Source organism: Tatumella sp. JGM130, from assembly GCF_018257525.1.
GTDB classification, from domain to species: Bacteria; Pseudomonadota; Gammaproteobacteria; order Enterobacterales; family Enterobacteriaceae; genus Tatumella; species Tatumella punctata.
On record NZ_JAERJS010000053.1, the window covers coordinates 1 to 11,326 of the forward strand.

Here is an 11,326-nt window from a genome sequence, read left to right on the forward strand (position 1 = left end):
GAGAAAAGCTCGGTGCTGTGTGTAGGGATTCACCCTGTGCCGTTAACGCTACAGTCAGAGAGGATTTTTAACGGGTCATCGATTGGCAGAGGGTGAAATCTGAGTATAAAAAAGGCCCTGCCGTAGCAGAGCCTGGATAAAATTTACGGATACAACAATTTCGCACTGTCCGTTCAGCGATTTAGTTCAAGTTAGAAACTTTGCTTGCGAACACGTAATTATTCCCCTTCCCGATATACAAAAAACCCCGCGATTTGATCGCGGGGAAAGCGGGACTTAAATGGAGAAGCCAAGCTTCAGAGAAGACCCTACGTCCCTCTGAATCCCTGACACTATTTAAGAGTAGTTTGTCTGCTCATAATTGAAAGTCTAGAAACTAAAAAAGGCCCGCAATTTGCGAGCCCTTCGAATTCAATTAGATGCGAAATATAAAAACCCCATCATTGGTGTCAAATCTACCCAAAAAAGTGTAATTCGTCAACTGCAATCGTTTGGGTTGCGTGAAATTACTCAAAAGAGATCGTTACCAGCCTCAACATGCTGTTAGCGTGCCCCTCTGATTTATCCAACTCAGCGATTAGCGATTCATAAAACTGACTGACGCCACGCTTCCATTGGTCAGCAGATAAAGCGGTCGCCACACCCCGATACACTACCTTCCCCGCCAGACGAGAATAACCTACCCCAGAACACCGACTGCATTCCTTTTCCGTGAACACCCCACTTGCTTCAGTTTTCTCCCGATCACATGCTCGGCCAGTACCATGACAGTCTTTACACCTGGCTCCGGGTGTTGCCGCTGAACGGGACCATGACGCAAAGGCGAAAGTTGCGAGTGTTTGCACCACTTTTCCCTTAACCTTTGTTTCAAGTTTGCGTAAGGCTGCCACCTTGTCGCAGTGCTTTAATCCATGCTGTGTCAGTAACTGAATTGCCTTTCGTTTGTCGTTCTCACTCAGATCCATTTTGCCGCTGAAAGCTGTGAATCCGAGTTGAGAGCGACTCTGCACCATCCCGAACGCTCCCATAACGTCAGTACCGGTTAATGCCTCTGATGCAGTTGCTCGTGGGGAATCAGTGAATTGCGGGGATTTCGGGCTGTGAAACTTAATTGTATTTTCGAGATTCATTCTTCCTCCGGGGTGTGGCATCCCATGATTGCCAGTGAGCGGGTTTTACATCCGGAACTATCGGGGTGAAATAGTTGAGGAGTTTGGTTAGCCAGATCATGAATCCTCCCGCTGTTTAATCAGCTCTCTGGTTTTCTTCCTGTAACGCACCCTGAGCAATTCCAGTTCTTCCCTGGCGTATCGGTGTGGCTCGTTGTTGTTTTCGAGCGCCTCGACCCGCTCAGTGCCGATTTTGGCTATCAGATTGAGACGGTACGGACCGATATTTCCGGAGTGGTGGGTATTACAGGCTGAGCATTGGCTATTACAGTTGTCCTCGTTGAACCGAAGCTGACTTGCCTTGGCCGTAGTCCGGTAGTGCCCGGCGTGATAACTGACTGCCGACCGACTGCCGCAACTGATGCAAACCTCCCCGTCCCGCGCCCTGATGAAGTCGTTAAATGCCCGCTGGGTCATGTTCATCCAGTGGCTTAATGGCTTCAGGTCTGCTTTACGTTCCCGGTGCGCTTTCCGATCGGCAATAGCCTGCCGCTCAGCCTGTTTAGCTGATTGGTGCTTGCTATATTGGATTGCGCAGGATGGTGAGCAGACTATCTGGGTGGTGGTGCGGGGGAAGTATTTCGATTTACAGTGGCGGCAAGTTTTTGGTTTCGGCTTCTTCTGCCTGACCATCATCACCTCCCAGGTCGTAAAAGTTAGGGCTCTTTGCGCTGTAAAGCTCACCACAGGTATCACAGAGCTGGTTATCAGTGGCCGGGAATCCGCAGGCAGTGCAGTCAGTTTGCATGACACCCCCTGAGGTAACTATCCAGCAGTTTTACACGGCCAACAGATGGCATTGTGCTTTTCCGGTAAACATTGGCCCACGCCCGTGCAGGATCGGTTTTGAACTGAATTTTGTCGTTATCAATCAACCACCGGAGGTCCTGGTTTACTTTGCTGGCGTGAAACCCTGTTGCTGCGACTATTTCACCGTTGGTTAACCAGCGGCCGTCCTCGAATAGGTCGAGTATCTTTTGTCGGTATGGTGTCATGCTGACCTCACCATAAGCCGTTTGCCAAATTCCATTAGCTGGTCACGGTCCACTGTTTTGAACTGACACGAACCTGTCGGCCACGGGTGCCAGATAATCAGGAGTGAGCCTTTGTTATTACCTCCGACCGGCTTTCCGGTTTGTGACGAAATGAACGCCAGGCGGCCGCCAGTGATCAGCCGGATTTCACTCGCAGTTCTGACTGCTTCTTTGAACCAGCCCACCGATGTATCGGCCGGCAACAGCATCACGCAGCCAACATGGTTAAGTTCTTTCTCCTTCGCAGCCTTTTCGACAAACGGTAGCGGCGCACTGTACGGCGGGTTCAGCCAGGCGTAACCGCTATCGACATAATCACCCCAGTCTGTCCGGAGCGTGTCCTGTTCGGCGGTGATGAACTTGCGGCAAAGCGCATTATGCGGGCTGGCGGCTGCATCAAGCTGGAACTGAAATTCAGCATTGAGAGCGCGGAAAATCTCCGGCGGAGTTTGCCAGGTATCCTTGTGCTCTGTCGGCGTGTTGGATTTGTCTGTCATAAGACTTCCTCAGAAAAAGGCATACAGCCTGTTTAAAATGTTCAGGTCTTTGGTTCCCGAGAATATGTGTTTGATGGCGGCGTTAATCAGTGCGCTGTACACCCTCTCGAATTTCTCCTGGTCCATGCTGGCGAACGCCAGACTTTTCGCTTCTGTCCGGACGTCACCGTTTAACCGGATTGTCTGGACATAGAAACCAGCCAGTATCGTCAGATCTTTACGGAACCGGTCAAACTGGCTGTGTTCGTCCATATGCTCCAGGCCGGCACGATTGGCGCACCAGTGATCGAAGCAAAAGCCAAAGAAGGCCATTACCTTGCGGTGAAAAGCTGGGTTACGGGTCAGTTTGATTTCGGCGGTGTAGATTTCACCGGTTTTGAAGCGCTGGAGTCGTTCGAGGTCAATGTCGTTTGCTGGAGAGAATACGCCGCCTGAGTGTTTCACCAGGTCGAATTGCATTTTCACTTCTCGATAATGAATTTAATACAAGTACGTTCAATTTATAACAATGAAAAGGGCCGCAAATAAGCGGCCCTGATAGTGCGTCATCATGCAATTATATTTTCCTTAACGGCTGCCCTTCTTCAGCCCATGATCTTGTCATCGCAAGTAAAGCCAGTAACTGCTCTTTATCCATTGCGATGTGACCATTTTTATTAATCAAAAATATCAATTCTCCATCTTGCTCAATTTTAAAGCCAATCGCGTGTTCAGTATCAAATATCTGCATGTATCCGCCACGTTATGAGTCGCAGAATAGCGACTGCCGTATAAAAGTAGTCTGTATTGGGCTATATGTCATGAGATATATCTTATTTTATACCGACAGAGTGATATTTTAGCTTCTAAAGCTCATTTCCATCACTTAGAGCCATGACTAATACATCAATAAGCACCGATACTTCACCGGCCATCAGACAGAAATCGGCGTCAAACCGTGCCGCGACGTCTTCCCGGTCGATATCGTTGTTCTGCTCCAGTAGTTCAGTGGCTGGCTTGATACGCTTCAGTTGTAGGCTGTCAGTGAGCGTAAACTGAATACGCTCCTGCCAGTCAATGCCTACGCTGGTAACGCGCTTCCCGGCTTCGATATGGGTTGATACCTCATCGCTGACCAGGGCCTGTTTTTTACAGCGGACGGTTCCGCCTTCTTCCAGCACCGCTTCCAGTTCGGCTTCGTCCAGTAGCGACATTCCTGCCGGTGTATTGCCGTCCCGCACCCACTCAGTCATCGTCAGCTCAACTGGAGTTTCCATAGTCAGGGGCACGACAGGCAGTGAGCCGAGTGATTTACGCAGCAGCGCCAGGCAATCTTCAGCTCGTTTCGCGCTGGAGGCATCAACCACAATCAGCTTGCCCTGCGTGTTAATCCAGATACGTTCCTGCGTATAGCGACTGAATGCCCGGGGTAAGAGCGAGTGAAGGACTTCGTCCTTCAGGCTGTCTTTCTCGGTCTTTTTCAGCTTGCGCTGCTGCTCAGCTTCCAGCTTTGCGATCTTCGCTTCCAGTGCCTGCTTGATAACCGGTGCCGGGAGGATTTTCTCTTCGCGCTGAATGGTAAGCAGGATGTGGCCACCGGAGATATGGGCCAGTTGGTCGCTGAATGCTTCGCCCATTGGCGGTACCCAGCCAGCTCTTGCCATGTCCTGCGATCCGCACGGCGTGAACCGGCAGTGCTCCAGTAATTCTTCCAGCTCGTCCAGGATAATGACGTCACGGGTCATACGGTAAATTGCCGCATTCTTAAAAAATTCCATCGGGTAGTCCTTCGGGTTGGTTGTGGATGAAGTATGTTGGGGTAGTTAGTTTGGGTATTTCGGCGCCTTAGAGCACTGACTTCTAACGCATATGAGATTTAAGGATATTTTTTAGCTTAGCCACATGGTCTACCATGCTCATAATTAACACTGGAGAGGTAAGCAAATTGAAAATTAATCACATAACGCAGGTACCTGATGGAACGTTGTTCGATGCTAACCATGATCCACGGATTCTTGAATTAAGAGAAAAAGCGAAATCTATTTGTTACGACTACAATGCTACCAGGCCAGGCAGCCAAAAATTACGGACCTCCATGATTCAGCAATTACTCAAAGGCTGTGGCGACCATCCCACGATTGAGCCCCCATTTGTCTGTGATTATGGGAAAAATATCTCGATTGGTAATTACTTTTACTCAAACCATAACCTGATAATCCTTGATACTTCTGAAGTGACAATCGGAGACAATGTTTTCATCGCACCAAACGTGAGTATTTATACGGCCGGGCACCCTCTTGATGCAAAGCGTCGCAATCAGGGACTTGAATACGGTAAGCCTGTGAGCATAGGTAATAATGTCTGGATCGGAGGTGGAGTGACCATCACTCCGGGTGTAACCATCGGAGACAACTGTGTCATTGGAGCCGGGAGCATTGTTACCAAAGATATACCGCCAAACATGCTAGCTGTCGGGAATCCATGTCGAGTGTTGAGAGCTATCAGCCAGGATGATGCTGACCGTGAGTTTTTTTGACATTTGGTGAGCTGCAGCCCAATTGAACAGAATACACTGAGTATTCCTTCGGGTTAGTTGTGCCGGGACTGTTTCATCATCTGCCGGATATTGGCGATGTGTGATTTTGCTGTTTGGGTAGTTGACGGTATGTGCAGCTGGGGTATCTGCTTGCGCGGCTCGGGAATTTCTTCACCGGAGGTTATCCGGTCAGTCATGGACTTTAGCTGCTTCCCGCACCGCTGCCGCAGTTCTGATTCCGTCAGGTTGCCGGCCTGCATCTGGCTGTACAGGGTGGTGATCATCCAGTAATCCGCGTTGTTCTCCCAGGGATAGTTCTCAGGACACTCGTAGAATCCGCGTTCTCCGCAGTATTTCATCACCCGCCGGTACAGCTCGTCAGCATCCGGCAGTCCGGCGGCATGGCAGGCTCCGGCCTTACACTGCTCGATGAACTGACCCGGTGACGGCATAAACGGAGTATCTTTCGCCCTCGCCCATTTCATGCCAGCCGTCAGCTGTTCCCGGGAAGTGATCCCGTTTTCAGCGAAAGCAGCAATCCACTGTTTTTTTGCGGCTGATTCGTCTGCCGGAGTGCGCAAATTCGTTGCGGCCGCCGCCGGGAATACCTGCCTGAACTGCCGGAACAGCGCATCGACCAGGCTCTCAGCCTCGCTGTTAACCACGTTTTGGGATGGCTTGTCAGGGTAGTTACCGGCGATCTGAGATAACGAACTGGCGTCACGACTAGCGACTGCCTGGAGTAATCGGCTCATATAAAATCCTCCCATGATTCAGCGCTGTTCCAGTGTGGCTCAGGCTGCTGGTTAACTGGTGGGGCTGGTCTGCCCTTCGGTTTGAATAGTCCCTGGTAACCGTTGGCGATACTGGAATCAATCACCGATGCCGGGTTATGCCCTTCGTCGTAGCATTCGCGTAGCAACTTGAAGGCCTTGGTCACAGTGACCTGAGTTTTGATTGGCTTACCAGACTGACGACGGTATTCAACCCATTCGCTCCAGGACTGGCTGTTCAGGAAGTCAGGAACGGGAATACTCAGGGGGTCAAATTTCGACGATTCCCCCTTGGGGGATTTAGGGGGTTTATTACTTTCTTTCTTTTCTTTTGGATAATGTCTTTTGTGTGTCTCTGGATTAGAGACAGGTAAAGTCTCCAACTTAGAGACACTTTTTGTCTCTGGCTTAGAGACAAAGTTACTAACTTGGAGACACTTGCTGAATTGCCACGCCGAAACCTCCTTGTTAACCCCGATTTGATTCCCTTCCATTAACAGGCAATTCATTGAAAGCAGTTCTTTTTTTGCTTTGTTGACGTTCTGTCTCGATATCCCGGTAACCTGAGATATCTGCTCGTCAGCAATGCGATCTGTTTTCTTGTTGAAGCCATACGTTTTACGGATGTAAGCCATCATGACCTTCAACTGACGCGCTGTTAAATCGGCGCTTGCGATAGCCTCCAGTAGCTCGTTAGCGATTTTGGTATAACCATTATCGGTATCGACCACACGGCGCTCCACGGCCCGGAGATCGGGCCTGATTGGTGAAACGTTTTCATATGCGAGGTTCATTAAACCTCCCCTTGCCGGATACCGGCTCTGTAATCTTCCAGGATGCGAAAGATTTCGTCTTTCACACCAAGCGGGACATGAATAAATTCAGGCCCTGCAGTTCCCTCTGATGCATCGACCAGAAGCTCCAGCACTCGCCTGGCTTTCGATGCACTGAACAGCGGCATAGCGTCAGCACGGGTTATTTTCTTCTTCCCCGCGGCCTTAGCCTTATCCAGTTGCCCGACTGCAACAGATATCGCATGCGGACCGTGCTCACGGGATAACGCCACCGCAGTTGTTGCCGCGACCTCGCCAGAACGAACCATGTCGAGCAGCTCAGTGCCACAACGGACCAGATCCAGATGCAGGTTAACGTCCGATACTGACCGTTTAACCTTTCTGGCAATCTCTGCCGGTTCCCATCCCTGGTTAATCATCCGCAGATACGCAGAGCCACGCTCAATCGGTGTCAGAGGCTTACCCTGGGATGAGGTGACCATAAACGCGATACGGTCAGCATCAGACCCGACGAAGTCCTTACACTCAATGCGCAGGATCGGGTGCCCTGCTTCCGTAGCGGCCAGCGCCCCGTAATAGCGGTGGTGACCATCCAGAATCTTGATACCCTTCTCTGTGACCTGAACGGCCAGCGGTGGCAGGTATTCACCGGCAATGAACGCATCCCGGAATTCGGCAACATGCTCCTGATCGATTTCACGGACGTTAAAGCCCGGCTCGACGTATAGTTCAGACAGCGGTACCACGTAGGTTTTGTTAACTGACGTGCCGGTACCGTTTTTCTCTTTGTGCTTGTAAAGCTGATAAAGTGAAGACATAATTACCCCTGTAAATTGATCCAGTTAAAAATCAATTGTTATCTGTGAAGAATCCTCGGCGGCTACCGGGGATTTTTTATTGGTGAGAGCTTTAAATACTTCCTGAAACGCCCTGCTGATCGGACTTACGTCTGATGCCATTCCGAAAGCACAAAGCACCGAAGCAATAAATCTCCAGTCCGTTCTGCTTATCTTCGATTCGTGACACCCTACGAGAGCCGCCAGCTTGCGCTGCGTTAATGTGGCAAGGTTGATGAGCAAGTCAGTCTCTGCTCGGTCTATGGCTCTCTGAGAGAGCTTGCTGTTACTTGCGTTATCCATTGCTTAATATCCTTATGTGTTTAGTTGAGTGATCAGCAAAGGCTGTCACTTGAGTTGGTCCCTGGTATTCCGAGGGTGGCTGACTGTTAAAGAGCGGGTGGTACTAAGCGGCAGTTGGTGGTAACAAATCATCCAAAGATACTGATGCACCTTTAGTGTTTAAAACCTGGAGAATCTTTCTGCTCATTGAAATGCTTAACTCTCGTCGGCCATGCTCGTAATGACAGATAGCACCGGCAGTCTTTAATCCAATGGCAGAAGCGAGTTCTCCTTGAGTCATGCCCAGCCGCTTACGGATAGTTCGTAGGTTGTTCATGATGTCCTCCTTTTAATATGAGAAAGTATACATTCCGTATCCCAACCAAACAAGTGAAATATACATTTTGTGTATCGATTATATTTATACGGATTGTATTATTTAGGGATGAATATGAAATGGTATGAATTAGCCAAGATCCGAATGAAGGAACTTGGGGTGAGTCAGGAAAAATTAGCAGAACACCTTGGGTTAACTAAAGGTGCGATTAGTCACTGGCTTACCGCAAAAAGAGAGCCGAGCATTGATGAAATAGCAAAGGTGATGGATTTCCTAGGGTTCAAAGAGTTTACCGTGAACCGAGATGGGACAGTCTCCGCTGCTTCTGGCAATCAAAATGTAAGTGACTTTGAGCCATATAAACCAGGGAAGGAATACCCTGTTCTGAGCTCTGTACAGGCCGGTTGCTGGGCCGAGGCTATAGAAGCCTATACCATCAATGATGTGAACGAATGGCTAGAGTCTGATGCGCATATTCAGGGCGAGGCGTTCTGGTTACAGGTCGAAGGTGACTCGATGACTGCACCAACCGGAATGAGCGTCCCTGAGGGTATGTATGTGCTGTTTGATACTGGCAAAGATGCCATCAACGGTAGTCTGGTGATTGCAAAGCTGGTCGATTCCAATGAAGCCACATTTAAAAAGCTGATTATCGACGGTGGTCAGAAGTACCTGAAAGGTCTAAATCCGGCATGGCCTATGGTCCCTATTAATGGAAACTGCAAAATCATCGGCGTCGCAGTAGAAGCAAAGATGAGATTTAAGTAATACTAAGAGTACTTTTACGGGTAACCAAGAAGATAAAGATATCACCACCATAGAAGATTGAATGTCAATGTCCATTGAGCACCCGTCTACTTAAAGTGGCGGGTTTTTTAATAGGTGCCTTATATTAACTTCACCATTATTATATATTGATTTAATTAGTGGGCGTTATGACCGGAAGCAATAAAACGTTAAAAAAACAAATCCAGACCCACTTATTAAATAATGCCCTTTATCTTTAGTGATAAAAATCCCTTTTTATCATGATGCTATTATACTAGCGTATAACTTGTTTTTGTATTTGGTAGGATGTTTCATCAGGATACCAGCCCCAACCCCATCCCGGCATGTAAGTATTATAGGCTGCCCCCCACTGATTTTGCCAGTACGGTCCAAAACCATAATCCATAACACCTATTGGCATTATGTCATCTCTCACCTTCCAAATTTGATAACCAATAAGATCTAAGCGAATGAAATTATAATCAAAATTACCAACCCTACCTTCAACTATGCTATTTACAGTACCAACCACTGTAACAAAGTGCCCCCTCAAAGAAATAGGATCTATGAATTCGTTCGCTTTCACCATCACTCGGCCTTGGTAATTCCGGTTTATCTCAGGGCGAGCACTATCATTTAGAGGTAGAGTGACAATTTCAAAGAGAGTTTCTTTGTTATTATTTATGACATTTGTGACTCGCCCACCGATTCTTACTTCCCTTCCTTTATAAAAGGGAAAGTCTCCATACATGGTTGAATATGTTTCATTTTTTACTGCGCTGTTAGTTCCTTTGATTGATTGAGGGATAGATACACAACCTGACAACATAACTGCTGCTATCGCAATAGCTACTAATTTAATTTTCATGACGACCCCATTCATTGATGATTATCAACACTAAATAAATCAATACATCGACAATTGCTCATAATCATATATCAGCACAAAGGAATTTGGTTGTTTTATTGTTATTTAAATGCATCACTAAAAACTATTATACCTAATAAAAAACGCCCACAAATCAGACATTACTGCTCATCCTCATGCGGGCGAAGGGTGGATGCCAATTCACTATATAAATCATAACCATACAAGAGATATACTATAATATGGAATATTTCATAATCCCCATAAGAACACCTACTCCTTAAGGAAAATTAGAATGTATACGATGCACTAATCATCAGGTCATTAGATGATGCTTTAATTTTAGACCTATAGGACTCTCCGTCATACGAACGAGATACGTCAGCCTTACCGCCATCAATATATTTATAGCTCGCGTCAATAGCAATATTTTCGGTCAGTGAATATTTAACACCTACACCTACATCCCATGCGAAGTTTGTTTTTGAACCAGACATGCTTCCGTTTGTATCAGCTGAAGATAATTCATTATTTAGCTTAACATCAGCAACACCCAGGCCAGCTGTAATGTATGGTGTAAAGTCAGATTGATTATGGAAATCATAGTAACCATTAAGCATATAAGTATCTAAGCGTACTTTATTACGGGTACTAACACTACCATCATCAGCTTGTCCAACTGATTTACTTTTTCCTCTGAACATTGATTCAATTTCAACCCTCATAGGAAATTGGTACTGTGAATAAAAATCATAACCTACCGCAACACCACCACCAAAAACACCTCGAGTCTTATCAGCAGATTTTGAATGGTTGCCAGCAAAATCATAATTAATATCATGATTTCGGATGATAGAATCACCAATTTTACCACTTAAATAAATCCCAGAGGTTTCTGCAGCTGAAGCATATCCAGCAGACATAGATAAGATGGCTACTGCTGATGCTGTGATGATCTTTTTCATGAGATAATTTCCATTCAGTTTGTCAGTTCAGTAAATTAATTTTATACCATAAATAAAAAATCTGCCGAAATCCTGAGGTGAAATCTAAAAAAATTTGAACTTTTTTGACCTAGTGCAAAAAGATCCCCCTCAGTGGCAGTTATTAAGCAGATGGAAGGAAGATCCGAAGCTACCCTGTATAACTGGCGTAGTTACAAATCGTGCCGTGGCTGGCGGATAAAGGTGTTCATTTGGCAAGTGAATCCACGCTTTACCACGATTTTCGCCGGTCAGGTGAAGTGCACCGCCGAGGGCGTCAGGCACGGCAACATAAGGCCACAGTCACGACAACCTGTACCTCCACCGGGCCCTGTCAGGTCTGGTCATGGAATATGACCTGCATATGATAACTGACCTGTACAGCCGGAAAATCACTAAATAGCTGCGCCTAATACCGCTACACTTTTGCCAGACCCTGTTTTCTGCCGGGAAACGGGCTGACGGTTTCC

General features: G+C 47.3%; 16 protein-coding genes. 2 read left to right on the forward strand and 14 right to left on the reverse strand.

All coding sequences use genetic code 11. From position 1 onward, the window contains the following. Positions 1–506: 506 nt before the first annotated feature. The 7 genes from JK211_RS16050 to rdgC form a co-directional block, all read right to left on the reverse strand. Positions 507–1,130 (reverse strand): antitermination protein, encoded by a 624-nt coding sequence (locus JK211_RS16050; RefSeq protein ID WP_212709627.1) that lies wholly within the window; start codon positions 1,128–1,130, stop codon positions 507–509. A gap of 96 nt (positions 1,131–1,226) precedes the next feature. Continuing rightward, positions 1,227–1,805, reverse strand: a complete 579-nt coding sequence (locus JK211_RS16055) for a recombination protein NinG (protein ID WP_371734651.1) — start codon at positions 1,803–1,805, stop codon at positions 1,227–1,229. Further along, positions 1,756–1,917, reverse strand: a complete 162-nt coding sequence (locus tag JK211_RS16060) for a hypothetical protein (RefSeq protein ID WP_212709628.1) — start codon at positions 1,915–1,917, stop codon at positions 1,756–1,758. Before JK211_RS16060 ends, JK211_RS16055 begins: the two co-directional genes overlap by 50 nt. A 243-nt stretch (positions 1,918–2,160) precedes the next feature. After that, complete coding sequence (locus tag JK211_RS16065) at positions 2,161–2,700, reverse strand: phage N-6-adenine-methyltransferase (protein WP_212709629.1); 540 nt, start codon at positions 2,698–2,700, stop codon at positions 2,161–2,163. Positions 2,701–2,709: 9 nt separating this feature from the next. Then, a complete protein-coding gene (locus tag JK211_RS16070) occupies positions 2,710–3,159 on the reverse strand; it encodes a DUF1367 family protein (RefSeq protein WP_212709630.1) in 450 nt (149 codons plus the stop codon). Between the two features lie 97 nt (positions 3,160–3,256). Continuing rightward, the gene (locus tag JK211_RS16075) at positions 3,257–3,430 is read right to left on the reverse strand and encodes a hypothetical protein (protein ID WP_212709631.1); all 174 of its coding nucleotides are present in this window, start codon (positions 3,428–3,430) and stop codon (positions 3,257–3,259) included. A gap of 115 nt (positions 3,431–3,545) precedes the next feature. Continuing rightward, positions 3,546–4,457, reverse strand: coding sequence for a recombination-associated protein RdgC (rdgC, locus tag JK211_RS16080; protein WP_212709632.1), 912 nt, complete (start codon positions 4,455–4,457; stop codon positions 3,546–3,548). A gap of 167 nt (positions 4,458–4,624) precedes the next feature. Here rdgC and JK211_RS16085 point away from each other — a divergent pair, with 167 nt between their 5' ends. Next, positions 4,625–5,215, forward strand: a complete 591-nt coding sequence (locus JK211_RS16085; protein ID WP_249213191.1) for a sugar O-acetyltransferase — start codon at positions 4,625–4,627, stop codon at positions 5,213–5,215. A 53-nt stretch (positions 5,216–5,268) separates the two neighbouring features. Here JK211_RS16085 and JK211_RS16090 read toward each other — a convergent pair whose 3' ends face one another. From JK211_RS16090 to JK211_RS16110, 5 genes are all read right to left on the reverse strand, one after another. Then, positions 5,269–5,970, reverse strand: a complete 702-nt coding sequence (locus JK211_RS16090) for a replication protein P (RefSeq protein WP_212709633.1) — start codon at positions 5,968–5,970, stop codon at positions 5,269–5,271. Beyond that, a complete protein-coding gene (locus JK211_RS16095) occupies positions 5,967–6,782 on the reverse strand; it encodes a replication protein (RefSeq protein ID WP_212709634.1) in 816 nt (271 codons plus the stop codon). The genes JK211_RS16090 and JK211_RS16095 overlap by 4 nt, the downstream gene beginning before the upstream one ends. Further along, entirely contained in the window at positions 6,782–7,600 is an 819-nt protein-coding gene (locus JK211_RS16100; RefSeq protein ID WP_212709635.1) for a DNA-binding protein, read from the reverse strand. Before JK211_RS16100 ends, JK211_RS16095 begins: the two co-directional genes overlap by 1 nt. Positions 7,601–7,624: 24 nt before the next feature. After that, positions 7,625–7,921: a CII family transcriptional regulator gene (locus tag JK211_RS16105; protein WP_212709636.1), complete on the reverse strand. Its 297-nt coding sequence runs from the start codon at positions 7,919–7,921 to the stop codon at positions 7,625–7,627. A gap of 103 nt (positions 7,922–8,024) precedes the next feature. After that, positions 8,025–8,237 carry a helix-turn-helix transcriptional regulator gene (locus JK211_RS16110; protein ID WP_212709637.1) on the reverse strand — a complete coding sequence of 71 codons (213 nt, stop codon included), beginning with the start codon at positions 8,235–8,237 and terminating at the stop codon, positions 8,025–8,027. Between the two features lie 108 nt (positions 8,238–8,345). On the opposite strand from JK211_RS16110, the gene JK211_RS16115 reads away from it, so the two are divergent. Then, positions 8,346–9,005, forward strand: coding sequence for a LexA family transcriptional regulator (locus JK211_RS16115; RefSeq protein WP_212709638.1), 660 nt, complete (start codon positions 8,346–8,348; stop codon positions 9,003–9,005). A 274-nt stretch (positions 9,006–9,279) separates the two neighbouring features. Here the strand turns inward: JK211_RS16115 and JK211_RS16120 are convergent, their stop codons facing one another. Next, positions 9,280–9,873 (reverse strand): Slp family lipoprotein, encoded by a 594-nt coding sequence (locus JK211_RS16120; protein WP_212709639.1) that lies wholly within the window; start codon positions 9,871–9,873, stop codon positions 9,280–9,282. 290 nt (positions 9,874–10,163) lie between these two features. Further along, positions 10,164–10,838 carry an outer membrane protein gene (locus JK211_RS16125; RefSeq protein WP_212709640.1) on the reverse strand — a complete coding sequence of 225 codons (675 nt, stop codon included), beginning with the start codon at positions 10,836–10,838 and terminating at the stop codon, positions 10,164–10,166. Between the last annotated feature and the right edge of the window lie 488 nt (positions 10,839–11,326).

Bases quoted from the DNA above. Each gene is read 5' to 3' on its own strand.
- JK211_RS16075 (WP_212709631.1), bottom strand. From the start codon at position 3,430: ATGCAGATATTTGATACTGAACACGCGATTGGCTTTAAAATTGAGCAA.
- JK211_RS16050 (WP_212709627.1), bottom strand. From the start codon at position 1,130: ATGAATCTCGAAAATACAATTAAGTTTCACAGCCCGAAATCCCCGCAA.
- JK211_RS16125 (WP_212709640.1), bottom strand. From the start codon at position 10,838: ATGAAAAAGATCATCACAGCATCAGCAGTAGCCATCTTATCTATGTCT.
- JK211_RS16065 (WP_212709629.1), bottom strand. From the start codon at position 2,700: ATGACAGACAAATCCAACACGCCGACAGAGCACAAGGATACCTGGCAA.
- rdgC (WP_212709632.1), bottom strand. From the start codon at position 4,457: ATGGAATTTTTTAAGAATGCGGCAATTTACCGTATGACCCGTGACGTC.
- JK211_RS16105 (WP_212709636.1), bottom strand. From the start codon at position 7,921: ATGGATAACGCAAGTAACAGCAAGCTCTCTCAGAGAGCCATAGACCGA.
- JK211_RS16070 (WP_212709630.1), bottom strand. From the start codon at position 3,159: ATGCAATTCGACCTGGTGAAACACTCAGGCGGCGTATTCTCTCCAGCA.
- JK211_RS16110 (WP_212709637.1), bottom strand. From the start codon at position 8,237: ATGAACAACCTACGAACTATCCGTAAGCGGCTGGGCATGACTCAAGGA.
- JK211_RS16120 (WP_212709639.1), bottom strand. From the start codon at position 9,873: ATGAAAATTAAATTAGTAGCTATTGCGATAGCAGCAGTTATGTTGTCA.
- JK211_RS16055 (WP_371734651.1), bottom strand. From the start codon at position 1,805: ATGATGGTCAGGCAGAAGAAGCCGAAACCAAAAACTTGCCGCCACTGT.
- JK211_RS16095 (WP_212709634.1), bottom strand. From the start codon at position 6,782: ATGAACCTCGCATATGAAAACGTTTCACCAATCAGGCCCGATCTCCGG.
- JK211_RS16060 (WP_212709628.1), bottom strand. From the start codon at position 1,917: ATGCAAACTGACTGCACTGCCTGCGGATTCCCGGCCACTGATAACCAG.
- JK211_RS16100 (WP_212709635.1), bottom strand. From the start codon at position 7,600: ATGTCTTCACTTTATCAGCTTTACAAGCACAAAGAGAAAAACGGTACC.
- JK211_RS16090 (WP_212709633.1), bottom strand. From the start codon at position 5,970: ATGAGCCGATTACTCCAGGCAGTCGCTAGTCGTGACGCCAGTTCGTTA.
- JK211_RS16115 (WP_212709638.1), top strand. From the start codon at position 8,346: ATGAATATGAAATGGTATGAATTAGCCAAGATCCGAATGAAGGAACTT.